The 26,623-nt window shown below is 68.9% G+C and carries 24 protein-coding genes; 13 read left to right on the top strand and 11 right to left on the bottom strand.

Going from position 1 to position 26,623, the window contains the following annotated elements; all coding sequences use genetic code 11:
• Window positions 1-14: 14 nt before the first annotated feature.
• A complete protein-coding gene (locus tag AB0I81_RS33235; protein ID WP_360664655.1) occupies window positions 15-494 on the top strand; it encodes a nucleoside deaminase in 480 nt (159 codons plus the stop codon).
• A gap of 76 nt (window positions 495-570) precedes the next feature.
• Here the strand turns inward: AB0I81_RS33235 and AB0I81_RS33230 are convergent, their stop codons facing one another.
• The 3 genes from AB0I81_RS33230 to AB0I81_RS33220 all read right to left on the bottom strand — a co-directional run bounded on the left by AB0I81_RS33230 (window position 571) and on the right by AB0I81_RS33220 (window position 4,790).
• Window positions 571-1,446 (bottom strand): hypothetical protein, encoded by an 876-nt coding sequence (locus AB0I81_RS33230; protein ID WP_360664652.1) that lies wholly within the window; start codon window positions 1,444-1,446, stop codon window positions 571-573.
• Between the two features lie 572 nt (window positions 1,447-2,018).
• Complete coding sequence (locus tag AB0I81_RS33225) at window positions 2,019-3,578, bottom strand: alpha/beta hydrolase (RefSeq protein ID WP_360664649.1); 1,560 nt, start codon at window positions 3,576-3,578, stop codon at window positions 2,019-2,021.
• A gap of 288 nt (window positions 3,579-3,866) precedes the next feature.
• Window positions 3,867-4,790, bottom strand: a complete 924-nt coding sequence (locus AB0I81_RS33220; RefSeq protein ID WP_360664647.1) for an endonuclease/exonuclease/phosphatase family protein — start codon at window positions 4,788-4,790, stop codon at window positions 3,867-3,869.
• A 691-nt stretch (window positions 4,791-5,481) separates the two neighbouring features.
• On the opposite strand from AB0I81_RS33220, the gene AB0I81_RS33215 reads away from it, so the two are divergent.
• From AB0I81_RS33215 to AB0I81_RS33185, 7 genes are read left to right on the top strand one after another with little or no spacing between them, the layout of a single operon-like run.
• The gene (locus AB0I81_RS33215) at window positions 5,482-7,104 is read left to right on the top strand and encodes a hypothetical protein (RefSeq protein ID WP_360664644.1); all 1,623 of its coding nucleotides are present in this window, start codon (window positions 5,482-5,484) and stop codon (window positions 7,102-7,104) included.
• Window positions 7,105-7,113: 9 nt separating this feature from the next.
• Window positions 7,114-8,601: a DUF4185 domain-containing protein gene (locus AB0I81_RS33210; protein ID WP_360664641.1), complete on the top strand. Its 1,488-nt coding sequence runs from the start codon at window positions 7,114-7,116 to the stop codon at window positions 8,599-8,601.
• Between the two features lie 31 nt (window positions 8,602-8,632).
• Window positions 8,633-9,706, top strand: a complete 1,074-nt coding sequence (locus AB0I81_RS33205) for a glycoside hydrolase family 172 protein (RefSeq protein WP_360664638.1) — start codon at window positions 8,633-8,635, stop codon at window positions 9,704-9,706.
• A gap of 14 nt (window positions 9,707-9,720) precedes the next feature.
• Window positions 9,721-11,037 carry a sugar ABC transporter substrate-binding protein gene (locus AB0I81_RS33200; protein WP_360664635.1) on the top strand — a complete coding sequence of 439 codons (1,317 nt, stop codon included), beginning with the start codon at window positions 9,721-9,723 and terminating at the stop codon, window positions 11,035-11,037.
• A 58-nt stretch (window positions 11,038-11,095) separates the two neighbouring features.
• Window positions 11,096-12,028: a sugar ABC transporter permease gene (locus AB0I81_RS33195; protein WP_360664631.1), complete on the top strand. Its 933-nt coding sequence runs from the start codon at window positions 11,096-11,098 to the stop codon at window positions 12,026-12,028.
• A complete protein-coding gene (locus AB0I81_RS33190; protein ID WP_360664628.1) occupies window positions 12,025-12,843 on the top strand; it encodes a carbohydrate ABC transporter permease in 819 nt (272 codons plus the stop codon). Before AB0I81_RS33195 ends, AB0I81_RS33190 begins: the two co-directional genes overlap by 4 nt.
• Window positions 12,840-15,326, top strand: a complete 2,487-nt coding sequence (locus AB0I81_RS33185; protein ID WP_360664626.1) for a GH116 family glycosyl-hydrolase — start codon at window positions 12,840-12,842, stop codon at window positions 15,324-15,326. The genes AB0I81_RS33190 and AB0I81_RS33185 overlap by 4 nt, the downstream gene beginning before the upstream one ends.
• A 198-nt stretch (window positions 15,327-15,524) precedes the next feature.
• Here AB0I81_RS33185 and AB0I81_RS33180 read toward each other — a convergent pair whose 3' ends face one another.
• A complete protein-coding gene (locus tag AB0I81_RS33180) occupies window positions 15,525-16,382 on the bottom strand; it encodes a helix-turn-helix domain-containing protein (RefSeq protein WP_360664623.1) in 858 nt (285 codons plus the stop codon).
• Between the two features lie 224 nt (window positions 16,383-16,606).
• On the opposite strand from AB0I81_RS33180, the gene AB0I81_RS33175 reads away from it, so the two are divergent.
• The 3 genes from AB0I81_RS33175 (at window position 16,607) to AB0I81_RS33165 (ending at window position 18,378) form a co-directional block, all read left to right on the top strand.
• Window positions 16,607-17,419 (top strand): HAMP domain-containing sensor histidine kinase, encoded by an 813-nt coding sequence (locus AB0I81_RS33175; protein ID WP_360664621.1) that lies wholly within the window; start codon window positions 16,607-16,609, stop codon window positions 17,417-17,419.
• Window positions 17,413-17,844: an ATP-binding protein gene (locus AB0I81_RS33170; protein WP_360664618.1), complete on the top strand. Its 432-nt coding sequence runs from the start codon at window positions 17,413-17,415 to the stop codon at window positions 17,842-17,844. The genes AB0I81_RS33175 and AB0I81_RS33170 overlap by 7 nt, the downstream gene beginning before the upstream one ends.
• Window positions 17,845-17,997: 153 nt before the next feature.
• Window positions 17,998-18,378 carry a peptidase inhibitor family I36 protein gene (locus tag AB0I81_RS33165; protein ID WP_360664615.1) on the top strand — a complete coding sequence of 127 codons (381 nt, stop codon included), beginning with the start codon at window positions 17,998-18,000 and terminating at the stop codon, window positions 18,376-18,378.
• A 165-nt stretch (window positions 18,379-18,543) separates the two neighbouring features.
• On the opposite strand, the gene AB0I81_RS33160 is transcribed toward AB0I81_RS33165, so the two are convergent.
• The 5 genes from AB0I81_RS33160 to AB0I81_RS33140 form a co-directional block, all read right to left on the bottom strand.
• Window positions 18,544-18,858, bottom strand: coding sequence for a hypothetical protein (locus AB0I81_RS33160; protein ID WP_360664612.1), 315 nt, complete (start codon window positions 18,856-18,858; stop codon window positions 18,544-18,546).
• A 186-nt stretch (window positions 18,859-19,044) separates the two neighbouring features.
• Window positions 19,045-20,325 (bottom strand): DUF1343 domain-containing protein, encoded by a 1,281-nt coding sequence (locus AB0I81_RS33155; protein WP_360664609.1) that lies wholly within the window; start codon window positions 20,323-20,325, stop codon window positions 19,045-19,047.
• On the bottom strand, window positions 20,322-21,173 hold the full coding sequence (locus tag AB0I81_RS33150; protein ID WP_360664606.1) for an endonuclease/exonuclease/phosphatase family protein: 852 nt from the start codon (window positions 21,171-21,173) through the stop codon (window positions 20,322-20,324). Before AB0I81_RS33150 ends, AB0I81_RS33155 begins: the two co-directional genes overlap by 4 nt.
• 28 nt (window positions 21,174-21,201) lie before the next feature.
• The gene (locus AB0I81_RS33145) at window positions 21,202-21,570 is read right to left on the bottom strand and encodes a hypothetical protein (RefSeq protein ID WP_360664603.1); all 369 of its coding nucleotides are present in this window, start codon (window positions 21,568-21,570) and stop codon (window positions 21,202-21,204) included.
• A 44-nt stretch (window positions 21,571-21,614) separates the two neighbouring features.
• Window positions 21,615-22,049: a hypothetical protein gene (locus AB0I81_RS33140; protein WP_360664600.1), complete on the bottom strand. Its 435-nt coding sequence runs from the start codon at window positions 22,047-22,049 to the stop codon at window positions 21,615-21,617.
• A 504-nt stretch (window positions 22,050-22,553) separates the two neighbouring features.
• Here AB0I81_RS33140 and AB0I81_RS33135 point away from each other — a divergent pair.
• Entirely contained in the window at window positions 22,554-23,387 is an 834-nt protein-coding gene (locus AB0I81_RS33135; RefSeq protein WP_360664597.1) for an isocitrate lyase/phosphoenolpyruvate mutase family protein, read from the top strand.
• A gap of 78 nt (window positions 23,388-23,465) precedes the next feature.
• Entirely contained in the window at window positions 23,466-23,663 is a 198-nt protein-coding gene (locus AB0I81_RS33130; RefSeq protein ID WP_360664594.1) for a hypothetical protein, read from the top strand.
• Here the strand turns inward: AB0I81_RS33130 and AB0I81_RS33125 are convergent.
• Both AB0I81_RS33125 and AB0I81_RS33120 read right to left on the bottom strand, forming a co-directional pair.
• The gene (locus tag AB0I81_RS33125; protein ID WP_360664591.1) at window positions 23,647-24,768 is read right to left on the bottom strand and encodes a hypothetical protein; all 1,122 of its coding nucleotides are present in this window, start codon (window positions 24,766-24,768) and stop codon (window positions 23,647-23,649) included. The two genes, AB0I81_RS33130 and AB0I81_RS33125, sit on opposite strands and share 17 nt — an antisense overlap.
• A 64-nt stretch (window positions 24,769-24,832) precedes the next feature.
• Complete coding sequence (locus AB0I81_RS33120; protein ID WP_360664588.1) at window positions 24,833-26,623, bottom strand: FtsX-like permease family protein; 1,791 nt, start codon at window positions 26,621-26,623, stop codon at window positions 24,833-24,835.

Genomic DNA, 26,623 nt, shown 5'->3' with positions numbered 1-26,623 from the left:
GACGAGAAAGTACGATGATCGGAAAATCGGACCTTGTGCACCTGCGTCGCTGCGTCGAACTGGCCAGGCAGGCCCTCGACGCGGGCGATGAACCGTTCGGCTCGGTGCTGGTCTCCGCGGACGGCACCGTCCTGGCCGAGGACCACAACCGGGTGGCCGGCGGCGACCGTACGCAACATCCGGAGTTCGCCCTGGCCCGCTGGTCGGCGGCGCACCTCACGCCGGCCGAGCGGGCGGCCGCCACGGTCTACACCTCGGGGGAGCACTGCCCGATGTGCGCCGCCGCGCACGCCTGGGCCGGGCTCGGACGCATCGTGTACGCGACGTCGTCCGGGCAACTCGCCTCCTGGCTGACCGAACTCGGCGTGCCCACGCCACCCGTCCGCACGCTGCCCATCAACGAGATCGCACCCGGCCTGACCGTGGAGGGACCGGTCCCCGAACTGGCCGGCGAGGTGCGCGCGCTGCACCGTCGCCTGCACGCCCGAGGCTGAACATGCCGAACCGGTGTTGATCGCCACAACGGCGGGCGATCAACACCGGTTACGTTATACGCCACCCCGGGAAGCATCATCGAGCCAGTATTCTGTCGATGATCTCCAGTTGGGCCTTCTTGATTTCCCCGGTCTCTTCGAGCCGGCCAAGGTTCTGGTTTATCATCGCGGTTTGCGTCTCGACGTCGACCGAATGGGCGATGCCGACGGTGTTCGTGGCCTGTTTGCAGGTCACGTCGGCCGTGGCCGTGGCCACCTCGCCCGGCGACGTCCCGGCGCCGATGAAACGCTTGGCCGGTTCCAGAGGTTCGGCATAGGAGAATCCGCGCCTTTTCATGCACGCCGACCAGGCGGCATGAGCGTTCTTGACACGGGCGTCCCGGGAAATACTGGAGAATCCCGCCAGATCGATTCGCTGCAGCAGCTTGTTGTCGACGTGTGCGTCGCGGAAGAGGCGGGAGAGCTCGCCGGCGCATCCGCCTTCGGGAAGGCTCTTCCCCCGGAAGGTCTTCACCGTACGGTGGGCCGCGCCTTTGGCGGACCCGCCGAGCACGGTCAACTGGTCCGACGTCAAGGTCGCCGACGGCTTCGGCGGCGTGGCCCGATCGTCCAGGTCATAGCCTGTGCGCTCGGCTCGTCGCAGGTCCGCCAGCCCATAACGCCGCTCCACGTGAGCGGCTCGCGGACGCGCCGGCTGCGAGGTGAGGTGTTCCGGGAAGTCCACCCCGAATCCGCGCATGCAGCGGCTCAGGAACCTCTGGCCGGCCTTCGCACGCAAGATCAGCTGCCGGTCGTCCAGAAGGTACCGGTCGACCGGGAGCCGGAGTGAGCCGGGATCCGGCACGGCCGGGACGGAGGGCCTTGCCGGCTGGGCGTCAGGCTCTTTCCTCCCGTCAACGGCAGCGCAGCCCACGAGGCCCAGGGCGGTGACCGCACCGGCGAGTGCGGCCACCCACGGGGCTCGCGTACGCGGTGCCTTCCGTTCGAGCGACATGCCTGATCGTCAGTAGATCAGGTTGAGGCTGGCGCCGGAAGCGCCGCTGCCGAAGACGCAGGTGGTCCAAGACTCCTGGTAATTGTAGGTCCAGGGGCTCCAGGACCACCCGCCTATGTCGCACAGGAGCAGGACCTGGTGCTGTAGCGCCCTATAGGGCGTCCAGCAGTACGAACCCGCTGCGGCCGCGCCCTGATCGGGGTCCCACGGGGTGTACCAGCTACGGCAATTGTCTCTTTCATCCTGTATCTGTACGTCGCCCGACGCCCGGCTGTGCGGCGCTTCGCTCGGAGTCGGGCTGTCCGCCCACGCGGAGTTCGGCGTACCGAGGCATAGTAGAGCGAGCATTATGCCGGCCGTCGCGGTCCTGGCGGAAATTGGTTTACGCAATTCTTCGTCGCCTTTCGTAAGAGTGCCGAAGACAATGGCGTAAATATGAAACCATGACGATACTGTCGTCTTGCGGTCATGTGCCTGTCTCATCTATCCGGCAGAAATCAGAGTGGCGCCCGGGCGCCACTCTGATTGAATCAGCGGCCGTGCTGGGGGCGGCCGATCACCGAGAGCGGAGACTCGGGCGCGTGCTCGACCGCCTTGGGCTGCTGAACCGGATACTCGGCGGCGCAGCGCGTGCCGGGGGCCGGCAGCTTCAGATTGATGAGATAGGCCTCGATGTGCGTGCGGGCGCACCGGCTGTTGCGGAACTGGCCGTGTCCCACACCGTCGTACTCCAGCACCGTCGATCCGGGGATCTGCGAGGCCGCCGCGTAGTTCCACGCGGCAGGTGTCGCGACGTCGTAACGGGCCTTGGCGAGCAACATCGGCGGTGTTCCGCTGATCTTCAGCTTGTGCTGCGGGTTGGACACCTTGCCCTGCCAGCCGAGGCAGGTCAGGACGTCGAACCAGAACGGGGAGATCTTCGTGTGCGGGGCGAGCGACTCAAGCCGCTGCCTGTACTGGTCCAGTTCGGCGAATCCGCTGACGTTCCACTTCCAGTCCGAGCACCAGATGGCGGGATACGGGTAGCCGGTGGTCTCGGCGGTCGCCGGTGTGGTGGCCGGTTGGGGAGCGGGCTCGCCGTCGGCCAGTGCCTTCAACCGCGAGGAGATCGCGAACCAGTCCCGCGCCGGGTTGTACAGGGCGTTGAACAACTCGATGCGCAGCGCCTCGGCGGAGATCGCCCGGCCGGTGCCCGGGTCGATCAACCGGCCCGCCTCGGCCCGGTCGTGGAGCCCGTCCCAGACCCGTGTCACCTCCCGGCCATGCAGCGCGCAGGCAGAGGTGTCGCCGCACCACTTCGCGAACTCCAGGAAGGAGCCCTCGAAGTCCTCCGTCGTGGTCTTGAGGTACTCATAGGCCGAGGTGATGCTGTGATCCATGTTCGAGTCGATCGCCATCGCCCGGATGCGTTGCGGGAACAACTCGGCGTACTGCTGCCCGACCTGCGTGCCGTAGGAGATCGCGAAGAAGCTGATTTCCCGCTCGCCGAGCGCCACCCGGATCGCGTCGATGTCCCGGACCGCATCGGTCGTGCTGACGTGGTCGAACAGCGCTCCGGTGTGCTCGCGGCAATCCTGCGACAGCTTGGAGTTGAACGCCAGCCAGGTCTGATAGTCGGCCTCGCCGGCCGGATAGTCGGCCGGCGTGCCGTGCACCAGGTCCGCGCTGCACAGCACGGGGTTGCTCCGGCCGACTCCACGCGGATCCACGCTCACGATGTCGAAGTACTGGCGCAGCGGGCTGTCGTCCGGGATGCCACGGCCGGTGATGTAGGAGTTGATCCCCGAGCTTCCCGGGCCTCCGGGATGCGCGATCAGCACGCCGAGGCGTCGTGCGGGGTCCAGCGCCTTGAGCCGGCCGATGGCGAGGTCCAGCGTGGCGCCGGACGGGTTCGCATGGTCCACCGGCACCTTGACGGTGGCGCACTCACCCTTGAAGGTGGTGCCGCACTCCGCCCAGTCGATCGACGCGGACGCTCCGGCCGAAGCCGCCCGCCCGCCCGGCGCGTCCGGCTGTGCGGCGGCCTCGACGGGTGGCGCGGTCACGAGAACGAGACCCGCCATCAGTGCGGCGACTAACTGCTTTCTCAATGCGTTCCTTTCGTGGCACATGGATTCCCGCACCGCAGAACCGCGCAATCGCAGGGCTCGTCTGAGGAGAGAAAGCCGGAATGCGAGAAAGGGTTATGCGGAAGACCGGGTCCGAACCCATGTGGCGGCTTTTACGCAGGCTATTGCAGCACGTTGCCCTGTCGTCTTACCTGCGTTTCGCCGTCACGCACATGGCCGGGCGGCTGCGGTCCCGGGCGCGGGTGTGCCCGCCCGCGCCCGCCCCGTGAGCCCGACCCGGCTCACGGAGGCGAGGCCGCGGCGTGTGTGTTACACGGAAGCGCCGATTTTCAGATGTGCGATCACCGGGTAGTGGTCGGAGGGGTACTGACCGTTGCGCTCGTAGGGGTCGATCTCGGTCCAGAGCGCTTCCACGTCACCCCGGGACAGGATCCAGTCGATCCGGTCTCCATCGGGGACGGGTGGCTTCCAGCCGCCGAAGGTGTTGTAGGCAGGCCCGCGGCGAAGCGCGGTCCGCCACGTGTCGGCGAAGGCGTCTTCACCGGTGAGGACCGTATAGGGCTGCGACTTCTCCGCGGCCGCGTTGAAGTCTCCGGTGAAGACGACCGGACGGCCCGCCTCGAAGCCACGCACCCGCTGCAGGGCCAGTTCGGCGCTCTTCACCCGGGCGTTGTCCGACTGATGGTCGAAGTGGGTGTTGACGTGGTAGAAGTCCTCGCCGGTACGCCGATCGCGGAACCTCCCCCAGGTCACCATCCTGGTGATCTGGTTGCCCCAGGTCGCCGACCCGATGACGTTGGGAGTGTCGGACAACCAGAAGTTGTCGAAGTCGAGCAGTTCGAAGCGGTCCTTACGATAGAAGATCGCCGAAAACTCGTCTCGGGTGCCGCCCTGCCGCCCCATCCCGATCCAGTCGTACTCGGGGAACGCGGCCTCGATGTCCCGCATCTGACGCCACAGCGCCTCCTGGACGCCCATCAGGTCCGGGCGGTGCTCACGCAGAAGGCGTTTCATCACCGGGAGCCGGTCGGGCCACGCGTTGGGCGGGGTGTCGGAGGCGTAGCGGATGTTGTAGGTCATGACGCGGACCCGGGCGTCGCCGGCCGACGCGGGCCCGGCGGTGGCCAGGAGCGTTATGGTGACGGCCAGGGCGGTCGCCATGGCGGTGACCAGGACGAACCATGGTTTCCTTGGACGGCGGGAGGGCTCGGCGGCGCGGTCTCGTGCGAGCATGCTGGTCCTTTCCGAAGGATCTTCAGGGCGCGCACGATCCTGAACCGCCAAGGTGTCCGCCCGACGGCAGCGGCATGACCGTCCCAGTACGTCCGGGTGGCAAGACATCTGTTTCCGGCGTTGACCGGACGGATCCGCCCGGCGGGAGAACGAGCCTTTTCACTTGGCAATCGATTACTGGCGGTCTCGTCCCTGGCAAGAGTCCGCACCGTCAAGCTGTTGACTCTGTGAGGAGTGTTCATTAGCGTCTGCGGACATCAGCAATCGATTTCTCAGGGGTTGCGATGTACGTGCTCGGCGTCAACTCCGGCAGCAAGGGCGTGCCGCCCCCGAGATCGCATGGCCCGCCGAAGCCGAGCCCGACCACAACGCGAAGGCGCATCGGCCGTACATCCGGCGCCTGCCCCAGGACCCACTAATCCACACCTAAGCCCGCGACCTGCCCAGACGAGGCATGTTCAGCCGGCGAGCGCACCCCGATCACGAACCCCGGGGCTCGCCGGCTCACCCTCGCACACACCCCCGCGGCGACCTGCACAGGGCCGCGCCGGAGGCGACCGGCTTCGCCGTACGCCACGATCATCACGAACCAGGCGGCGACATCCGCCGGCCCGCGAAGCGGCCCCCCGGACGCAGGAGTCCGGGACACCCAGGTCGGCGCCTCTTACGGCAGCATCGATGAAGGGCAGACATGTACCAATTCCCCCAGGCGATCGAACGGCCCGCCGCCGAACCCGGCGTGGTCTACACGGTCGCCAGCGGCGACCTGCGGCACAACGCGAACCAGACCTGCTGGCCGGCCCAGGAGAAGCTGGAGGCCGAGCTGTCCGCGGCGTTGCGCGAGCTCGGCTGGTCGGTACGGCGCGGCCACCAGGTCGACCAGGTCGCCGGCCACGGCTTCATCGACAGCCAGCGCGCCGGCATCGAGGTCTTCAAGCGCCTGCCGCCCGAGGCGCCGCTCATCGTGGTCGAGGCGGTCTGGCAGTACAGCCACCACGTGCTGGCCGGGCTGCGTGGCCATCGCGGCCCGATCCTGGTCGTGGCCAACTGGAGCGGACGGTGGCCCGGCCTGGTGGGCCTGCTCAATCTGGCCGGGAGCCTGACCAAGGCGGGGCGGCCGTACTCGCTGCTGTGGAGTGAGGACTTCACCGACGACCGGTCCAGAGCCAACCTGAAAGCGTGGCTGGACAGCGGAGAGCTGCACCACGACATCAGCCACGTCACCGCGTACCAGCCGGCGGCCGACAGCGCGGAGGCCGCCCTGGGCGCGGCCGTCGCCAGACACCTCGTCTCCGACAAGGCGATACTCGGCGTCTTCGACGAGGGCTGCATGGGGATGTACAACGCCATCATCGACGACGAGCTGCTCAACCCCCTCGGCATCTACAAGGAACGCCTGTCGCAGAGCGCGCTCGTCGCCGAGATGCTCAGGGTGGGCGACGAGGAGGCCCGGCAGGTCCGCGCCTGGCTCGATGACCGGGGGCTGACCTTCCACCTGGGTGAGGACGAGGCCACCGAACTGACCGAGGCGCAGCTGACCAGCCAGTTCAAGATGTACATCGCCGCACTGCGCATCGCCGACGACTTCGGCCTGGACGCCGTGGGCATCCAGTACCAGCAGGGCCTCAAGGACGTGGTCCCGGCCAGCGACCTGGCCGAAGGGCTGCTCAACAACGTCTCCCGGCCACCGGTGCGCGACCGCGGCGGCTCCCGCGAGCTCTACGCGGGCCGGGCACTGCCGCACTTCAACGAGGTCGACGAGGGCGCCGCCGTGGACGCGCTGATCACCAACCGGCTCTGGACCGCCATGGGCCTCGACCCCGCCACCACGCTGCACGACGTGCGCTGGGGCGAGGACTACGACGGACGGTTCGTCTGGGTCTTCGAGATCTCCGGCTCCGCCCCCGCCTCGCACCACGGCGGCTACCACCGCTCCTGGAGCATGCGGCAACCCGCGATGTACTTCCCCCTCGGCGGCGGCACGCTCAGCGGCGTCGCCAGGCCCGGCGAGATCGTCTGGTCGCGCGTGTTCGTCATGGACGGCGCGCTGCACGCCGACCTCGGCCGCGCGACCGTCATCGAACTGCCCGAAGCCGAGACCCGGCGCAGGCTCGACGCCACCACCCCGCAGTGGCCCATCATGCACGCCGTGCTGCACGGCGTCACCCGCGACCAGTTCATGGCCCGCCACCGGGCCAACCACCTCAACGTGGCCTACGCCGACGACGCGGCCGGCGCCGACCGTGCGCTGGCCGCCAAGGCCGCCGCCTTCGCCGAACTCGGCATGCGCGTACACCTGTGCGGAATCTCCTGAAAGGGCCCCATGAAACCCTTACGTCTCGCGCTCATCCCGCTCCTCGGCCTCGCCCTCGCCGGGCCCGCCCAGGCTTCGACGGCGCACTCTCCGGCCGTCGTGGTGAGCAAGATGACCGGTGCCGGCTCGCTCAGCGCCACCGACACCACCTGGCAGATCCAGGCCACCGACCTGGGCGTGATGTGGGACAACGGCAGCGGCCAGATCCTGGCCGCCTTCGGTGACACCTTCGGCCACTCCTGGCAGCCTCCGGGCGGCAACGGCGGCGACTGGCGCAGCCAGGTGCTGCTGCGCAGCACCGACCGCGACCTCGCCGACGGCATGTCCTTCGCGAGCGCGGCCACCGACGCACCCGGCCACGCCAAGGAGCTGATCCCGAGCAAGAAGATCGACGGTGACGAGATCACCGTGATCCCCACCGCCGGGATATCCGTCGGCAAGCGCCAGTACCTGGCCTACATGTCGGTACGGCGCTGGGGCGCGCCCGGCCTCTGGGACACCAATTACGCCTCCATCGCCTACTCCGACGACAACGGCCAGACCTGGATGACCGGCGGCCCCCGCTGGGACAACCCCGGCGGCGCCAATCACTTCCAGATGGCGGCCTTCGTGCGCCGCGACGGCTTTGTTTACATGTTCGGCACGCCCAACGGCCGCCAGGGCGCCGCCCATCTGTCGCGGGTGCCCGAGAACGCGGTCCTGACCAAGTCCGCCTACCAGTACTGGACGGGCAGCGCCTGGCAGTCCGGGGCCGACACGCTCGCCGCGCCGATCGTCGAAGGACCGGTGGCGGAACTGTCGGTGCAGTACAACGCCCACACCGGCAAGTGGCTCATGACCTACCTGCGGGGCGGCGACATCGTGCTGCGCAGCGCGAGTTCGCCCACCGGCCCCTGGAGCGGCCCGGCGGTCGTGGCCGCCGACGCCGACTATCCGGGACTGTACGGCGGCTACATGCACCCCTGGTCGTCCGGGAACGACCTCTACCTGGCGTTGTCACAGTGGACGCCGTACAACGTCTACCTGATCCGGGTACAGCTCAACCCCGACGCCACCATCACCAACCCGAACCTGGTCAGCGACCCGAGCTTTGAACGCCAGACCACTGCGGCGGTCGCCGCACCCTGGTCGGTGCGCGGCAACGGCGGCATCGACCACGGCACCTGGTCCTTCACCGCCGACCGCAACGCCTTCGTCCGCCACAACCGTGGCTGGCATGACATCTCCCAGGTCGTCCAGGTCACGCCCAACACGACCTACACCCTGACCGGGTGGCTGCGCACCTCACCCAACAACGACAACGGTTTCTTCGGCGTCCGCGCCCCGGGCGGCACGCCGTTCGCCGAGCTCAACTTCCGCGCGCTCGGCGCCTGGACCAAGCAGGCCGTCACCTTCAACAGCGGAAACCGTAGCGCGGTCGAGATCTTCGCCGGGATCTGGACCGACAACGGCGACATGTGGCTGCAGTTCGACGACTTCGCCCTGGTGAAGTCGTGACCGCGGGAAACAGATTTCCAGGAGGAGCACTTTGACGTACGGCCCGTACGGCAGCAGCCTGCGCGACCTGCCGCGCCTGCGCTCGCACCGTCGCAGGAGAGTGTCGAGCTGGGACCGGTCGGGCGGCAACGACGACCGGGTCACGCTCGCGCCCGGACAGACCATCACCCTCGCCGACATCCGCGGCGCCGGCTCGGTGAACCACATCTGGATGACCGTGGCGCCCCGCGATCCCGGCACGCCACAGACCCCCGACCGTGACTTCCTGCGCAAGCTCGTCCTGCGCGTCTTCTGGGACGACAACGAGCACCCCAGCGTGCTCGTCCCGCTGGGCGACTTCTTCGGCATGGGCCACGCGCGTACCGCCAACTTCGTCTCGGCGCCGCTGCAGATGAGCCCGCAGGACGGCAAGGCCCTCAACTGCTGGTTCCACATGCCCTTCGGCAGCCGGGCCAGATTCGAGCTGACCAGCGAGTGCGAGGAGGAGGTGCTCTGGTTCTACTACTACATCGACTACGACGAGTTCGACGAACTGGGGGAGGGGCTGGGCCGCTTCCACGCGCAGTGGCGGCGGGAGAACCCCACCGACGGGCTCGACCAGGGCACGATGCCGAACGCCGAATACCTGTTCGGCGGCGCCAACACCGACGGGGCGGGCAACTACGTCATCCTCGAGGCCGAGGGCCGCGGCCATTACGTGGGCTGCGTCCTGAACGTCACCAACCTGCGCCATACCTCCGACTGGAACTGGTACGGCGAGGGCGACGACATGATCTTCATCGACGGCGAGGCCTTCCCGCCGAGCCTGCACGGCACCGGCACCGAGGACTACTTCAACACCGCCTGGTGCCCGAGCCAGACCTACCATGCCCCCTACCACGGCCTCACGCTGCCGGGCGGGGAGAACTGGTCGGGTCAGATCTCGATGTACCGCTTCCACATCGAGGACCCGGTGCCCTTCACCACCTCCATCAAGGTCACCATCGAGCACGGCCACGCCAACCGCCGGCAGGACGACCTGTCCTCGGTCGCCTACTGGTACCAGGAACTGCCGCACCGGCCGTTCACCCTGCCACCCGTCCGGGCCCGGCTGCCCATCGTGTGATCCAAGGAGGCGACGTGCGCACCTCACTCATCCGATTGATCGCGGCCCTGACCGCCGCGACGGTCCTGGCCACCGGCTGCGGGTCGGGCAACGAGCCATCGGCGGGCGGCAGGGCCGAGATCACGCTCTGGCAGCAGAAGTTCACCGACCAGGAGGACGCCTGGTACCGCAAGGCGGTCGCCGCCTTCAACAAGGCCCAGAACAAGGTGCGGCTCAAGCACGTCATCGTCCCTGCCGACAGCTGGGACCAGAAGATGAAGGCCGCCCAGGCGGCGGGCAAGGCTCCGGACGTCTACACGGTGAACTACAGCAAGGTGCCCGGCTTCGCCCGTACCGGCGTGATCCAGCCGCTCGATCCGCTCATCCCGGCCGGCAAGTGGACCGGCCTGCAGGAGCCGGTGCTCGCCTCCGTGCAGCACAAGGGGCGCAAGTACGGATACCCCATGCTGGTGGAGCCGTCGGCCGTGCTGTTCTACCGCAAGGATCTGTTCACCCAAGCCGGGCTCGACCCGGCCAGGCCGCCGGCCAGCTGGCAGGAGCTCATCGACTACGGCAGGAAACTGACCACCAAGGACGTCGCCGGCGTCGTCACCGCGGCGAACCAGATCGACATGGCCTGGTCGACCTGGGGCCTGCAGTGGAACGCGGCCGGACACCTGCCGATCACCGACGACTGGTCCGCCCCGCGGGCCACCGACCCCAAGTACAGGCAGCTGCTGCAGGCGTACCAGACCCTGTACCAGGAGGGCATCATGCCCAAGCAGCCGCTGGCGCCCTACGCCGACGCCAATCCGCTCGGCCAGGGCAGGACCGCGATGATGGTCTGCGGGTCCTGGGCGGCGGGCGTGTTGCTGCAGGACTATCCGCAGCAGGTCGGCAACATCGGCGTGGCGGCCCTGCCCTCCTTCGACGGCGACCGTACCAAGCCCACTGCCACGCTCGGCGGCTGGACCCTGGTGGTGGACGCCAAGTCCGGGAACGCCCAAGCCTCCGCCGACTTCGTCTCCTGGCTGCTGGCCGGGGACACCACGCTGCTGGTCGAGTTCTTCAAGAACACCATGTTGTCCAAGTACTCGCCGCGCCAGGCCGTCACCGAGGCGCTCGCCAAGGACCCGGCCGCGACCGAGAACCCGTGGGCCAAGACCATCGAAGAACAGGTCGTGCGGTACGCCAAGGCGGAACCGGCCTACGACTGGGCCATCAGCCTGGCCTTCGGCAAGGCCATCGAGAAGGCCCTGCAGGGCAAGGACATCGACCAGGCCCTCCAGGCCGCCGACGCCGAGATCAAGGACCTGATCGCCAAGAACAACCTGGCCGGACAGGGATCCTGATCCGTACGACCCGCCGCCCGGTGCGCGCCGCACCGGCGGCGGAGAAAGGAGTGCCCCATTGGCCGTCACCTCACTGCGGGCCACACAGGTCAGGGCTCACGCCGGCGCGGGCCTGCGGCCACGACGGGACAACCGGGCGGCCCTCATCATGCTGGCTCCGCTGCTGGTCCTGCTCGGCGTGTTCGTGATCTGGCCGCTGCTGCACGCGGTCTACATCAGCTTCTTCACCTGGAGCTTCTACGATCCGGCCGTCTTCGTCGGGTTCCAGAACTACCTCAACGTGCTCACCGACGCGGAGTTCGCCGGCGCGGTGACCCGCGGCCTGATCTTCTCCGCCATCGTGGTGCCCGTCCAGGTCACGGTCGCCTTCGTCTTCGCCAACCTGGTCAAGACGGTCAGCAGCCGGATGGCGACGGTGATGAAGGTGACGATCTACGTCCCCGCCGTCATCTCCGAAGTGATCGCCGCCATCGTCTTCACCCTCATCTACACCCACCGCGGCGGGCTGCTCAACTGGTTCCTCGACCTGTTCGGAATCGAGGCGATCCCCTGGCTCGGCGACACCTTCACCGCACTGCCCGCGATCGCGGTCCCGGCGATCTGGATCGGCATGGGCGTGGCCTCCCTCATCATGCTGGCCGGTCTGCTCGACATCCCCGAGACCTACTACGAATGCGCCTCACTCGACGGGGCCGGCCCATGGACCAAGATGTTCCGGATCACGCTTCCGCTCATGAAGAACGTCATCCTGTTCCTCCTGATCACCGGCTTCGCGGCGTCGCTGCAGTTCCTCATCCTGCCGCTGCTGATGACCGGCGGCGGTCCGGTGAACGCCACCAACCTGCCGAACCTGTTCATCCTTCAGCACTTCAACACCGACCTGTACGTCGGCTACTCGATCGCCGCCGCCCTGCTGCTGTTCGGGGTGCTCGGCGCGGTGTCGGCGCTCATCTTCCGGCTGGTCAGATCGGAGAAGGCGATGGACGCATGAGGCGCGCACTCGGCCGGACCCTCCGGTACGGCCTGGCCATGATCTTCATCGCCGCCGCGCTGTTCCCCCTGGCCTGGCTCGTGATCGCCGGGTTCAAGGCCAAGACCGAGGTCGTGGCCACCCCGTTCCAGCTCTTCCCCGAGGTGTGGCGCTGGGACAACTACGCCCAGTTGCTGGCCGACGAGGCGTTCCTGCGTTCGCTGGCGGTGACCTTCTTCGGCGCCACCCTGTTCGCGGCGCTGAGCCTGGTGGTCAACGCGCTGGGCGCCTACGCCTTCGCCCGGCTGGAGTTCGCCTTCAAACGCACCATCTGGGTCGTCGTGCTCACCACGATGTTCATCCCGGGCATCGCGATCATGCTGACCTCCTTCATCGTGGTGACCGAGCTGGGCATGCTCGACAGCATGGCCGTGCTGGTGGTGCCCGGCGCGGCCGCGGCCGTACAGGTGTTCTTCCTGCGCCAGTTCTTCCTGTCCGTGCCGACGGCGCTGGAGGAGGCCGCCCAGCTCGACGGGGCGGGACCGTGGCGCATCTTCCGCCACATCTTCATCCCGCTGTCCAAGGGCGCGTTCGTGGTGGTCGGCGCCACCTCGTTCCTGCTGTTCTGGAACTCCTACATCTGGCCGGTGCTGACCATCACCGATCCGGAACTGTTCCCGATCCAGCAGTACCTGGCGACGTTCCGGTCCGAGCGCAGCAGCGAGCACGCCCTGCTCATGGCCGGCTCCACGCTGGCCGCCCTGCCCGTCATCATCCTGTTCCTGATCTTCCAGCGGCACATCATCCGCGGCGTCCGCCTGTCGGGACTCAAATGAACACCGGCCACCTCACCGCACGACCCATCCGGCACCAGGACGGCCGGCACGTGGCCATGCCCCTCGGCGGCATCGGCACCGGCAACCTCGCCATCTGCGCCGACGGCGGACTGCGCCAATGGCAGTTGCAGAACTCCGGCAACCACCGGGGCGACCTGCCCTACACCTTCTTCGCGTTGCGTGCCGGCACCTGGGAGCCGCCCGCCGACGACCTGTTCGTGTTGCAGGCCCGTACGCCGCACGCTCCCGCCACACCGCTGGTGAACGACGACCACGTGCCCGCATGGCAGGAGGACCTGCTGCGCACCCGCCGGGCCGTGGACGCGACGACCTTCCGCGGCCTGTACCCCTTCGCGCACCTGGAGTACCACGGGCTGCCCCTGCGACTCGAACTGGAGGCCTTCAACCCGCTGATCCCGCTCGACGTGGACGACAGCTCGCTGCCGGCCGCACTGTTCACCTTCACGCTCACCAACCCCGGGCCGCTGCCGCTGCAGGTGTGGCTGGCGGCGGCGGTGCAGAACCCGGTCGGGCACGACGGGACCACCCCCATCGACGGGGTACGGGCTTTGGGCTACGGCGGCAACACCAACAGGGTCCGCCGCGCGGGCGGGTGGACCTCGCTGGTCATGGAGAACGCGGCGATCGATCCGGCGGCTCCCGGCGCCGGGCAGGCGGTCCTGAGCGTGGACGCGGCCGACGCGGCGGCGTTGCCGCAGTGGACACATCCCGATGAGTTCCTCGCCTTCCTGGCCGGACGCGCGGTCTACGGCGACCCCGGCAAGGCCCGGCACACCTCCTGGCAGGCGGACTACCAGGCGAGCGGGCCGCAGCAGGCGTTCGGGCCGAGCCCGGCCGGCCAGACCTGGAACGGCGGCCTGGTCGCTCCGATGGTCCTGCGGCCAGGACAGACCCGTCAGGTACGGCTGTGCCTGGCCTGGCATTTTCCGAACCGCTATGCGAACTTCGTGCAGTTCGGCCCGCCGAACCCGCAGTGGGGGCCGACCAGGTTCTGGCTCGGCAACGCCTACGCCACCCGTTTCGCCGACGCCCTCGACGTGACGGCCCGCGTACGCGAACGCTGGACGGAACTCCGCGACACCTCACTGCGCTGGCTGGACGGCCTCTCCGGCAGCAGCCTGCCCCGCACGGCGGTCGAACACCTGGCCGCGCAGGCGGCCATCCTGCGCAGCCCCTCCTGCTTCCGCTCGGCCGACGGGGCGTTCTTCGGCTTTGAAGGGGTGCTCGGCGCCTCGACCGTGATGTGGACCGGCGACGTGGGCGGCTCCTGCCCGCTCAACTGCACCCATGTCTGGAACTACGCGCAGGCGGTGGCCAAACTCTTCCCCTCGCTGGAGCGGAGCATGCGCGCCACCGAATTCGAGGTGATGCAGGCGCCGGAGGGGTACCTGCCGCATCGCGTGATCGCGCCTACCTACCTGCGCCAGTTGTGGGACAAGCCCATCGGCGGCCCGGCCGAGCCCGCGCTCGACGGCATGCTCGGGGCGGTGCTGAAGACCTACCGCGAGGTGCGGCACGGCGCCGACCTGAAGCCGTACTGGAGCGGGGTGAAACGCCTGCTGGCTCACATCCGCGCGACCTGGGATCCCGAGGACAGCGGCCTGCTGCACGGTGTGCAGCCGTCCACGCACGACATCGACCTGTGCGGGATCAACCCGTTCATGGGCACGCTCTGGCTGGCGGCGCTGCGGGCCGCGGAGGAGATGGCGACGCTGGCCGCGGAGCCGGACCTGGCAGCGGAGCTGCGCCGGCTGTTCACCCGCGGCAGCGCCCGTTACGACCGGGAACTGTTCAACGGTTCCTATTACGTGCAGGTGCTGGAGCACGGCGACTCGACCGACTACCAGTGGCTGGAGGGCTGCCTGAGCGACCAGCTCATCGGCCAGTGGTGGGCGCATCAGCTCGGCCTCGGCCATCTGCTGCCCCGTGAACACGTCGTCTCGGCGCTGCGCGCGATCGTCCGGCACAACTTGCGCACGGGGTTTCGCGACTTCGAGCACGCCTACCGGGTCTTCGCCGACGAGGACGACACCGGGCTGCTCATGTGCACCTGGCCGTCCGGCGGCCGGCCCGCCGTCCCCACGCGTTACTGCGATGAGGTGTGGACCGGCACGGAGTACCAGGTCGCCGCGCACTGCCTCTGGGAAGGGCTGGAGGAGGAAGCCTGGATGATCCTGCACGGCCTTTGGCGCCGCTATGACGGCACCCGGCGTAACCCGTACAACCAGGTCGAGTGCGGTGACCACTACGTGCGCGCCATGGCCGGGTGGTCGGTGCTCGACGCCCTGACGGGCGCCTCCTACGACGCCACGAGCCGGCGACTCAGCCTGGCGCCCCGTGAGCACGGCCGGTGGCCGTTGCTGCTCCCGACGGGCTGGGGCACCTTGATCCGGGACGCCGACGGCGCTCGCATGATCCGCGCCCACGGAGAACTGCCGATCGACGAGATCGTCAACCTGTGATCAGGCTCCGACGAGGCTCCCGATTTTCGCTGGCTTTTCTGAATGGTTTCGCAAGAGGAAGACCGTGCGTTATCGACGAAGGAACCTGCGCGAACTTCGCGAGTTCACCGGCGTGACACTCACCGGGTTCCGCCACATCCCGCTTCGCCCGGCCCCGAGCCATGTTTTCCGGAACGGTCTCCAAGGCCGCGTCAGACCTCAGACCGACCGGCCATCATCCGCCGGGACGAACTCCTCTTCGAGGCGAGTCGCCTCGTGATGGGGATGCCGGACGTCGACGAAGCCACCGGGCGTGGTTCCGGTGAAGTCCCGGAAGTCGCGCGTCAGGTGAGCCTGATCGGCGTAGCCGCAGTCGGCGGCGATCTCGTCCCAGCGCGGCAACGGATCCTCCCTGAGGCGCGCGAGCAGCCGGTTGAAGCGGATCAGCCGGGCCACCGTCTTGGGCGCGAGCCCCACCTGCTGCTTGAACTTGGCGATGAGGTGCTTGTGGCTCCAGCCGGTCTCCTCGGCGATGGCCCGGATGGAGTCGGCGCCGCCGGTGGCGATGAGACGCCGCCAGGCCTCGGCGACCTCCGGCGAGGGCCGGGGACCGTCCTCGATCCGGCGCAGCAGGTAGCCGTCCACCAGCCGGAACCGACGATCCCAGGTGGGCGCGGAACGTACCCGCTCGGCCAGCGCCTCGATCTCGGGACCGATGATGTCGTTGAGGTCCACGATGCCCGCGTTGAGCTTGTCCAGCGGCACGCCCAGCGCGGCGTAGGCGCCCAGAGGCGCCAGGCGGACCTCCAGGTAGGACGGCGCGCACGCCCCCTCGATCGTCGAGTAACCGCTGTGCGAGCCGTGCACGAACGCCGGCGGGCGGCGGGGCGAGTCGCGGACCTTCAGCACCAGCGAGATCGCCGCCGTGGCCGGCCGTAGCAGGTGGTCGCCATGGGCCGCGCCGCCGCTGTAACCGGTGTATTTGCCGGTCAGCAGCGAACGCAGATACGGGTGTGACAGGCCGACCGCTTCCGGCACCCTGGCCTGCTCGAAATCCGTGGCGATCCGTGCAGACATTGTTCACACCCCCTCCACCCATCCGATTTTAGTCTTCGTACGCGCAAGCCGCAGGTATTCGTGTGACCATTCTTTCTGTTCGCATTACCGTTCCATGGTCTCTGTCCGAGCTTTTCTTTACCCTTGCGGCCTGCGCCCGAAGGCGGTTAATTCCGTTCAATACCGCCGGAGCCCGCGAACCTACGGTTGCACATGAAAGGCGAAGGAACAGGACGGGGAAAATCATGGACACTCGCTCGTATTGCCGGGTGTGGGGACGGCACGAGACGGCGGCAGTGGACCAGATCGCGCGGTGCTTCCCGATGAGTCACGCGGAGCGACCGCATGAGTGGCAGCGCGGCTTCGCCGCGGACGTCTCGCATGAGCTGCGCACGCCTCTCGCCGGGCTCCGGGCGCAGCTGGAGGAGGCACGGCTGCACCCGGATCAGACGGAGTTGCCCGTACTGCTCTCCAGCACGCTTCGAGATCTCGACCGTCTTGAGACGCTCGTCGCCGACCTCGGCCTGCTGGCCGAGGCGGAAGCCGGCACCTCGGCGGGATGGGAACGCGTCGACCTGGGGGAACTGGTACGCGGAGAACTGCCGCACCTGTCCGGGCGGCGTACGGTGCGGGCGCGGCTGGAGTCCGGGGCGCTGATCGACGCGGTGCCTTCGCACCTCCGCCGGGTCGTCGGCAACCTGCTGGACAACGCCCTGCGGCACGCGGAAAGCGCCGTACTCGTGCGGGTGCGCCGCGGCGACGACGGAGCCGAGCTGACGGTCGAAGACGACGGGCCGGGGATCGCCGAGCAGGACCGGTGCTGGATCTTCCAGGCATTCACCCGGCTGGACGCCGCTCGCGGCCGTGACCAGGGCGGCACCGGCCTCGGGCTGTCCCTGGTCGGCGCGATCGTCACCGCGCACGGCGGAAACGTCCAGGTCGGGCGCTCGAATCTGGGCGGTGCGCGCTTCACGGTTCGGTTCCCCCCAGCTGGCTCTTCGCCGCGACGGCCCGGCACCGACGCCCACCGGCCGGAAGAAGGGAGCCGATCATGCTGACGCTCACCACAGAAGCGACCCAGGTACGGCAGTTCGCCACCGCACTTTCGGAGGTTCCGCACGCCAGGCACTTCGTCACGGACCTGCTGGCCGGTCATCCGTGCGCCGACGACGCCGCCATCGTGGTCTCCGAACTCGCCGCCAACGCCGTCCAGCACTCGGGCGCGGCGGGCAGCGGCGTGTTCACCGTCAGCCTTGCCCACGCGGACGGCGCCGTGCGCATCGAGGTCGGCAACACCACCGGGCCGGAGCGCCCCACCGTGGGACGTAACGATCCGCAGGCCACCGGCGGGCGCGGGCTGCTCATCGTCGACAGCCTCTCCCGCCGCTGGGGCGTGGTGCGGGACGGCACGCAGACCAGGGTGTGGTGCGAGATCGGCCGAACGCCACCCGACCCGGCTCCCGCCGTTCAGGTTAATGCGTGATGTGCAGATGCTTTCGGCAACATGAAGCGTCGCGGGATTTTAATTTGCGGCTGTGACCGGGAAGTTGGGCGCTTTGAATGACAGCGAAACGTCGGGCTGATGAGAGAGGGGGGTCATTAGCCTGTTCATGTCACTGCACGAGAGAGGATTGATATGGAAACAATGCGCACCAGCCGCAAATTCGGCAGCGCCGGTATCTTGGCGGCGGCGGCTTTCCTGGCGATGGTCAGCGCGCCGGCTCCCGCCACCGCGGCCACCCCGTGGGATCGCTGCCCCCACGGCTCGCTGTGTTTGTTCTCGGGCGCGGACGGCACGGGCACGATCGGCATTTTCAAGGTCGGCGCCCCGGACCTCCGGAGGTTCGGCCTCGACAACAACGTCCGGTCGGTGTGGAACCGTTCGCCTCGCGTCGCCTACGGCTATGACGGCTTCAACTACACCGGTAGCAATGTCTGGCAGCGGCCGGCGTTCGACGGCCCGAGCAACTTCGTCACCGATTCCGGTGTCAGGACCAGCTCCGCCCGCGTCGGGTAACCGGCCCCGTCAAAAACGGCATCCTCATTGAGGGCCCCTGACCCAGGTGGTCAGGGGCCTTCGCCGTGCGCCCGGCCGATGCTCTCCGGCGGCCGGGCGCACATCATCGTGAGACTTCAGGCCCGCCGTGTCGCCGACCTGCCACGACCGGCGGTGTCCGGCGCCTCACGCGCACTTCCACACCTCGTCCTGGACTTGCTTCTCCTTCGCCCCGAAGGCCTTGAAGTTGTCCTTCACCATCACCTTGCCGTCGACGATGCCCTGCAGGGTGGCCTGGTCGCCGTGCTTCATCATGACGGCGGCCATGCAATCGAGCATGGCATCGGGGGCGTCCTTCATCTCGGACTCCTTCTTCATCGTGGCGATCAGGGCGGCCTTGTCGACTGTCCCGCCCGTGGTGCCTCCCGCGCCGCAGGCGGACAGCGCGGAAAGGGCTGCGAGAACGTATATGACGGGACGGGCGAAGGTGAAAATGCGCACGCTGGGATAAGCCTTTCAACAGGGTGGCCGGTCGCTTGAGAGACCCGCAACTTTGACTGGGTGAGTCAAACATCGGTTCACCTTTGTGTCAAAACAAGTCGCGGCAAGATGTGCGATGGGGATAGCGATTTTATCGACCGGCCGATGTCGTATCACTTTCGTGCGACTTTCGCGCAGGACAAAAAGTCAGCGGTACATCAAATATTTCTCGCGTACAGGGCGGAACCGGTCGAGGTCCGTCTGCCAGCCGTTGATCACCTCGTCGATGGATTTGCCCGCGTCGAGCGCGGTACGGACCCAGGTCGAACCGGTGAGATTGTCGATCCAGTACTTGGGCGACCCCGGGGTGCCGACGTCGGACCAGGCGAATCCGTCCGGATACAGGCTCTTGGCGGTGGCCAGGACGGCGATGCCGAGCCTGACCGCGTCGAGGCGGCGGCGGTCCTCGACGTAGAGCTGGATGCCGCCGCACGACTTGCCCTGGTAGAGGGAGAAGGTGGGCTGGAAGTACGCCTCGCGGCAGCGGACACCCGGCAGGCGCAGGTCGTTGAGTGCCTCGGCCCACCGGTGGTCGATGTACGGCGCGCCGACGATCTCGAACGGACGGGTGGTTCCGCGTCCCTGGGAGATGTTGGTGCCGGAGAACAGGCACGTGCCCGGATAGACGTAGGCGGTGTCCACGGTCGGCATGTTCGGAGACGGCGGCACCCACGGCAGACCGGTCTCCTCCCAGCTCAGGTCGCGCCGCCAGCCGCGCATGCCCACCACGTCCAGCTCGACGGCGTGGCCGGCGTGCTTCGGCAGGAACTCGGCGTTGAACAGCCGGGCCAGCTCGCCCACGGTCATGGCGTGGACCAGCGGGATCGCTTCCCGGCCGATCAGCGTGGCGAAGGCGGGGTCCAGCACCGGGCCGAGCGGTTGGCGTGCGGTGATGGGGTTGGGCCGGTCGAGCACGACCACGCGCTTGCCGGCCTTCGCGCAGGCCACCATGGAGTCGAACATGGTCCAGACATAGGTGTAGAAGCGCGGCCCGACGTCCTGGATGTCGAACAGCACCGTGTCGACCTGGGCGGTTCTGAAGATCTCGGCCAGCTCGTCGCCGGTCTTCTCAAACGTGTCGTAGACGGGCAGGCGCGTCTTGGGGTCGATGAAGAAGCCCTCCGAGCCGCCCGCCTGTGCGGTGCCGCGGAAGCCGTGTTCCGGGCCGAAGACCGCCACCAGGTCGATACGGTCGTCGGCGGCCATGACGTCCACTTCGTGCCGCAGGTCGCGCAGGACGCCGGTGGGGTTGGTGATGACGCCGACCCGCTGGCCGCGCAGGGTTCGGTAGCCGGTGGCGATCAGCGCCTCCAGCCCGGTCGTCACCCGGCCACCGGTCGCGGCCCGCGCCACGGTGCCGGAAACGGCGGGGGCGGCGAGGGCGGGGGCGGCGAGGAGGCCGCCGATCAGGTTTCTGCGCCGCATCATCGGCCCCGCCTGACCGTGAGGTCGGCCACCACCGGAAGGTGGTCGGAGGCGAGGGTCCGCGGCACCCGCGCATCCCGCACGCGTACCGACCGCGAGACCGCCACGTAGTCGATGCGCCGGTCGGGCGCATCGGCCGGGTAGGTCAGGCCGGGGCTGCCCGACATGACGTCGGTGAGCCGGGACCACAGCGGAGCCAGTTCGGGCGCGCCGGGCAGGGCGTTGAGGTCACCGAGCAGGACCTGCGCGTCCCGTCCGCCCCGTTCCCGCAGGATCTTCAAGGTGTCGGCGACCTGGAGCCGCCGTACCTGCGGGTCCGCGCGGTAGTCCAGATGAGTGCCGTACACCTGTACGCGGGCGCCCTTGACGTTGACGACGACCTCGGGGAAGCCGGGCGCGGGGGCGGGCACCGGGTCAGGCGTCTGGGTGGAGAGCCGGGCGATCGAGTGGTTCTCGGCGTGCGTGATCGGGTACCTGGACAGGATCGCGTTGCCGTACTGCCTGCGGGGCCGGCCATCCGCGGGTGGGTCCAGGTCGTAGATGGGGCCGAAGAAGACCCGCATGTCGAGCGCGCCCGCCAGCTCGGCGGCCAGGTCACGCCACTCGCTGCGCGGGTCCCAGTGGACGTCCACCTCCTGCAACGCGATGACGTCGGCGTCCAGCGCGCGGATCGCCTCCACCTGGCGGGCGAGATCGAAGCGCCCGTCCTGGCCGGCGCCCGCGTGAACGTTGTACGTGGCCACCCGCAACCGCACCTCGTGACCGCCCGCCTCGGCCAGCGCGGGCGGCGCCCCCAGCACGGCTCCGGCCATCAGGGCCACCAGCACGGCGGCGACCGAGGTCCGCCTCATCGATTGTCGTCCATGGTTACCGTCATGGTCATTTCCTGCGAACATGAGCGCGAGCCTGCGCAATTAGGACAGCCGAAATCCAGATGATGGGCATCGCTCGGATGACGTCGCCGGAAACTCCTCGGGCACGCACGGCTGAATCCCACCAGCCACCGCCCGCGCGCCCGCCCGGCTTCGGGCCCGGCCGGCCATGACGGTCAGAAGCGGCAAAGTGGCTGGACAGCAGCCGAATCGGCCGCCGGCGCGACAGCGATCCGACAAGGAGACGAAACCAGCCGATCCTTACGATGATCATGCTGGTCGGGGAATCCTGATGAGGAGATGGCCAATGACCGGAAAGTTCGTTGCGGTGAGCATCGCGATATGGCGAGAACATTGCGAGGTCGGCGGCGCTCATGGGTGAGCGAACCTCCGTCGTGATCAGGCCGTGGTGGTGTAGGGCTACGCGCGGAACGGTCCCTGAGCGCAGTTCGGCAGTCCCGGTACGGCCTCGAAGTCCTGGCCTCCCGAGACGTGGGTGGCCGGAGCCCAGCCCCAGCCACCGCGGTCACCCAGGGTCCGCAGCCACCAGTTGTTGCGCGCGACCCGGCCGGACCTCTGCTGGACGGAGGGGTTGTCGCCGCCTCGTCGCTGGCAGATGAACCAGTGGCGGCCGGCCGTCAGGCTGCCGGTGGGCTGTGCGGTGATCGGTTCCAGGAAGATGAAGGTCGGCCGGTAGACGGTGCAGGTCCTGGTGCGCTGCACGACCCCCGGGACGTCTGGATCGATGACCCGTCGGCTGGAGTCACCGCATCCGGCGGCGGCGAACGCCGGTTGCGCCCCGAAGGCGCCCAGCATCGACAGGAACGACGCGCCAAGAAGCGCATTGGCGATCATTTTCTTACCCATCAAGAGATGGCCCCCTATGTCGAGATGAGATCAACCAAAGATTTATCCTCGCAATCCGCCCTGTCGTTCGACGGTCGTCCGGCTGACACCGACGAGACCATGACGTCACGTCGCCAGCTACCAGACGGAGAAGGCAGGACCGTCAGGGGGCAGCCGCGGGGTGTCGTGCGAACCGAGGTTGTTCCACTGGCTCGCCGCTCGCCTTCTGCCCGAAGAATCCGCCGCCGGGCAAGGCATCCCGATGTGCTGGTCGGCGGGCGGGTGCCCGACCTGCCTCACCGGCAACGCCCTCTACCGCTACATCCGCTCCAAGGAGGAGCTGGTCGTCTGGAGGCATGGCCGACGCGGGGCTGAACGAGCAGGACGCGCTCGGCTGCGCCCTGCCGTGCCAGTTCCCTCCAGAACTTGTTCGACAGGTGCCGCGACCTGCGCCCGACGGTGAAGTCAGGAATCCGCCAGTGCCACGGCAGCAGGAACTGGTGCACTGGTGCGATGTCAACGCAACTGGAAAGAGCGCGCCTCTTCAGGTCCTACCACGTCCCCGGCAAACCGTTGCTGCTGCCGAACGCCTGGGACGTCGCGAGCGCGCTGATCGTCGAGCGGGCCGGCGCGCAGGCGATCGCCACCACCAGCGCAGGCGTGTCCTGGAGCTTGGGGGTGGCCGATGGCGCCCTTGATCGAGACCGCGCCATCCGGCTCGTCGCCCAGATCGTCGAAGCCGTCGACGTGCCGGTGAGCGCCGATATCGAGACCGGCTACGCCGAGGACACAGCCGGGGTGGCGGACACGGTTCAGGCCGTGATCGAGGCGGGCGCTGTAGGGATCAACCTGGAGGACGCCCACGACGAGGGACCATCGCCCCTGCGCTCCGTCGAGGACCAGGCGACCCGGATCGCCGCCGCGCGTGAGGCAGCCGAAGCCGGCGGCCTCCCGCTGTTCATCAACGCGCGCACCGACACCTATCTTCGCGCAACCGGCCAGAGTCCCGACGTGCTGCTTGAGGAAACCGTCTCTCGGGCCCAGGCCTACCTTCAAGCGGGCGCCGACGGCGTGTTCGTCCCGGGTCTGATCGACCTGACCGCCCTCGCGGCCGTCGCCGGCAAGGCAGGCGGCCCGATCAACGTCATGGCCGGGCCCGGCGCACCCGCCGTCGCCCAGTTCGCCGCACAGGGCGCAGCCCGCATCAGCCTCGGCGCCGGCGTGGCGGAAGCGGCCTACTCCGCGGCGCTGCGAGTCGCACGTGCCCTCCACACCACAGGCACCTATGACGAAACCCCTGCACTCGTAAGCTATACGCAGATGAACGCCCTGCTCACACGCTCATAGCTGCGGTCCCGCCAGATCATCACCGCCCTGGCCCGCCTGGACGCCCCGCCGTCGCTGGGCCACCTCACCGACTGGCGCATGACCATCGCAGCAGGTTCACCCACCGAGCCGACGTTCTCCGCCATGAACGAGGACAGGACCACGGCGTCGGCGATGGTCTGGGCCATCCGCAGGTCGGTCCTCGCCGTGACGGTGTGCGTGACTGCGGGGGAGGCCGGCGTCGGCACGAGGGCGGTTGCCGGGCGCGGGGTGTGGAAGATCAGGCGCGGCTGGTAGGGAGCGGAGCCGGTTGTGCGTTGGGCAGGAACAGCGCACCGAGCGCCAGCCCGACCAGTCCGGCGACGATCGGCGCGCCGGTCCACAACTCGGGCACGGCGGGCAGGCCGCCCCCGGTGGCCGAGGCGGCCGCGATGTACAGCGACCACGTGACGAAGGCCGACAACCCGGCGAAGGCCCAGTAGGCGGCCCGCCGGTCGGCCGACGGACGCAGCCGGCGGATCAGCAGGTCGCTCACGAGCCCGGCGGCCAGGAACGCCAGCAGGATCGGCGGGTTGCCGAAGCTCGTCCGCACGCCCGGCATGAGCGCGACGACGGCGTACATGAGGGTCACCGACCCGAACGGCAGAGCCCAGCGGCGCAGCAGGAACAGCACCGGGCTGAGCGTCACGACGTTGGTGACGACCATCGCGACGGCCACCCGGTCGGCGCCGAGGGCGACAGGCCGGGGACCGGCGCCCCGTGGCGCGACGCCCGGGTCCTGTCCCATGGACAGCGCCTGGACGATGGCTTGGGGCCGGTACTGCAGGGCGTCGCCGTACGACAGGAACAGCGACACCAGCGCGGTCGCGAAGGCGAGGCCGATCAGGGCGGGCAGCAGCCGGCCCAGCCGCGGCCGGGCGCCGACGTCGGGGGCGTTCCACGCCGAGCGCAGCGGGGTCGTGATGATGAGCATCATCGTCACGATGAGGCCGAGGTGGGACGGGCTGAAGAAGATGTCGAGGGTCGTCTCGATGCCGAGGATGGTGTGCCACAGCAGGTCGGCGAGTCCGAAGGCGGCGAACGCCGGGATCGCCACCAGCCCGGCGAGATAACCCGTGGGTACGGCCGCCAGCCCCTGCCGTCCGGCGCGTACGTTGCGCCACACCTGCCAGATGATCCAGCCGGAGACGACGGCGAACCCGGAGTAGAACACCGCGTGCCAGGGAGTGAAGAACGTCTCCAGTTCGGCCAGGTTGGCGTGCGCCCAGGTGTCGATCATCAGGCCGGCCCCGAACCAGATGCCGAGCAGCGCCGTCACCAGGTCTGTCCGGGGAGGCACCCACGCCCGGGGCTCGTTCGTGCCGGCTATGAGGCGGCGAGCGCCGGCCGCGTTAGATGTCACGTCGTGATTCCTTTGTGTTGATCAATCCGATTCATGGAGAATCCCGCGCGCCGCTGCCGGCCGTTCACGCCGCGTCGGTGCTGAGGACCGGCACCACGGGACGGCGGGCCGCCAGGTGGGCGGGCAGGGCGGTGAGCGCCGCCGTCACCAGGAGGGTCGCGAGCGCGGCGAGGAGCATCGAGGAGAACGGCGCGAGGACCGCGTTCCTGGGGCTGATGGCGGAGAACACCCCGATGCCCAGGGGGATACCGATGACCGCGCCGGGCAGGCAGGGCAGAAGCTGGGCGATGGACAGGCCCGCGGAGACCTGTCCGGGGGTGGCGCCGAGCGCACGCGCGATGGCCAGGCTCGGCCGGGCCTCCATCGCCGTGGTCCAGGTGAACGCGATGATGTTCACCACGGCCAGCGTGATCAGCAGGGCGGAGACCGCGATCAGCAGGTGGCCGGAGTTCTCGGCCCGCAGGTTGGGCAGGGCGGTGGAGCCGTTCAGGCCATAGCCCCTAGACGTATCGGTGGACAGGGACAGCAGACCGGTGAGCGCGATCAGCGTGGTGGCGGTCGAGCACGCCTGCAGCACCATCCGGCCCGGCCGGCGGGCGGTCAGCCGCAGCCCGAGCAGGAACGGCGTGGGCAGCATCGCGGACAGCGCGGTCAGCCATGGGCGGCGCCGGGGCTGATGGGCGGTGTCGGCCAGGGCGGCGACGGTCGCGGTGCGCAGGGCCCGCAGCGTGGGACGCAGCGCCGACAGCACCGCCACCGCCACGGCCAGTACGGTCGTCGTGGCGATGACGGCGCCGGTCGGCCCGCCGATGTCGCCGATCCTGCTGGCGGTGGGGCTGGCGATGACGGGTACGGTCAGGCGTGCGATCACCAGCCCGAGCACGTCGGCCAGCAGCGCCACGGCCAGGTACTCGGTGAGCAGGACGGCGGCGATCAGGCCGGGGGTGGCGCCGACGGCCTTGAGCAGCCCGGCCCGCCGGGTCTGCCGGACGGCGCGGCCCGCGGCCAGGGCCGCCACCCCGGCGATGGCCAGGAAGCTGAGCAGCCAGCTGCCGAGGACCAGGATCGGCTGGGTTCCCCTGAGGATGACGGCGTCCTGCTCGGCCTTGAACTGCCAGGAGTGGAAGTTGACCCTGAGGCCGGAGCCGCGGTGGGCCTCACGGAAGGCCTCGGTGGCGGCGGGGTCGCGCAGCTTGAGGTCCAGGGCCGTCGTCACGGACAGGTCGTGGGAGGAGGCCAGGTCGCGGGTGTCGGAGCGGGTCATCCAGGCCAGGCCGGTGTAGTCACTGGCGCCGCCGCCCGGGCCGATCTGGGCCGCCCAGGGGTAGACGGAGGTGGCGGCGGTGACGGCGATCCCGACGACGGGGTACGGCCGGCCGGCGATGGTGACGCGGTCGCCGACGCCGACGCCCAGCGCGGTGGCGAAGCCGCGTTCGATGACCGTGCCGCCGGGACGTACCCACTGACCGGAGGTCACCAGCGGCCGGTTGAGCGCGCCGGGCGTCTCGGCGAAGCCGTGCACCACCACCGGGGACGCCTTGGCGTCGCGCGTGGTGAGGTCGGTGTAGGCGATGCGATAGGGGCCATGGTGCGCTACCACGTCGGGGTCGTCCGCCAGTTCGGTCATGGCCGCGGTCACAGCGGGGCCCGAATCGCCGACCAGTGCCACCACGTCAGGGCCGGCGGTGGCCGCGCGCGTCTGCTCGTACAACGTCCGGCTCGTCCCGCCCAGGGACAGGCCCAGCGCCAGGGTGGCGGTGGCGGTGGTCACCGCGAACAGGAGCATCGCGACCTGGGACGGGTGCCGGCGCACGTCGGCGAGCGCCAGGCGTACGACGAGCACGATGGAGCCCAT

Origin of the sequence: Nonomuraea sp. NPDC050404 (assembly GCF_040655495.1) — a bacterium.
In the GTDB taxonomy this organism is placed as follows: Bacteria; Actinomycetota; Actinomycetes; order Streptosporangiales; family Streptosporangiaceae; genus Nonomuraea.
This window is presented reverse-complemented; position numbering and strand designations above follow the sequence as displayed.

Bases quoted from the DNA above. Each gene is read 5' to 3' on its own strand.
- AB0I81_RS33235 (WP_360664655.1), top strand. From the start codon at position 15: ATGATCGGAAAATCGGACCTTGTGCACCTGCGTCGCTGCGTCGAACTG.
- AB0I81_RS33220 (WP_360664647.1), bottom strand. From the start codon at position 4,790: ATGCTCGCACGAGACCGCGCCGCCGAGCCCTCCCGCCGTCCAAGGAAA.
- AB0I81_RS33215 (WP_360664644.1), top strand. From the start codon at position 5,482: ATGTACCAATTCCCCCAGGCGATCGAACGGCCCGCCGCCGAACCCGGC.
- AB0I81_RS33210 (WP_360664641.1), top strand. From the start codon at position 7,114: ATGAAACCCTTACGTCTCGCGCTCATCCCGCTCCTCGGCCTCGCCCTC.
- AB0I81_RS33190 (WP_360664628.1), top strand. From the start codon at position 12,025: ATGAGGCGCGCACTCGGCCGGACCCTCCGGTACGGCCTGGCCATGATC.
- AB0I81_RS33185 (WP_360664626.1), top strand. From the start codon at position 12,840: ATGAACACCGGCCACCTCACCGCACGACCCATCCGGCACCAGGACGGC.
- AB0I81_RS33180 (WP_360664623.1), bottom strand. From the start codon at position 16,382: ATGTCTGCACGGATCGCCACGGATTTCGAGCAGGCCAGGGTGCCGGAA.
- AB0I81_RS33175 (WP_360664621.1), top strand. From the start codon at position 16,607: ATGGACACTCGCTCGTATTGCCGGGTGTGGGGACGGCACGAGACGGCG.
- AB0I81_RS33170 (WP_360664618.1), top strand. From the start codon at position 17,413: ATGCTGACGCTCACCACAGAAGCGACCCAGGTACGGCAGTTCGCCACC.
- AB0I81_RS33165 (WP_360664615.1), top strand. From the start codon at position 17,998: ATGGAAACAATGCGCACCAGCCGCAAATTCGGCAGCGCCGGTATCTTG.
- AB0I81_RS33155 (WP_360664609.1), bottom strand. From the start codon at position 20,325: ATGATGCGGCGCAGAAACCTGATCGGCGGCCTCCTCGCCGCCCCCGCC.
- AB0I81_RS33150 (WP_360664606.1), bottom strand. From the start codon at position 21,173: ATGAGGCGGACCTCGGTCGCCGCCGTGCTGGTGGCCCTGATGGCCGGA.
- AB0I81_RS33145 (WP_360664603.1), bottom strand. From the start codon at position 21,570: ATGAGCGCCGCCGACCTCGCAATGTTCTCGCCATATCGCGATGCTCAC.
- AB0I81_RS33140 (WP_360664600.1), bottom strand. From the start codon at position 22,049: ATGATCGCCAATGCGCTTCTTGGCGCGTCGTTCCTGTCGATGCTGGGC.
- AB0I81_RS33135 (WP_360664597.1), top strand. From the start codon at position 22,554: ATGTCAACGCAACTGGAAAGAGCGCGCCTCTTCAGGTCCTACCACGTC.
- AB0I81_RS33130 (WP_360664594.1), top strand. From the start codon at position 23,466: ATGACCATCGCAGCAGGTTCACCCACCGAGCCGACGTTCTCCGCCATG.
- AB0I81_RS33120 (WP_360664588.1), bottom strand. From the start codon at position 26,623: ATGGGCTCCATCGTGCTCGTCGTACGCCTGGCGCTCGCCGACGTGCGC.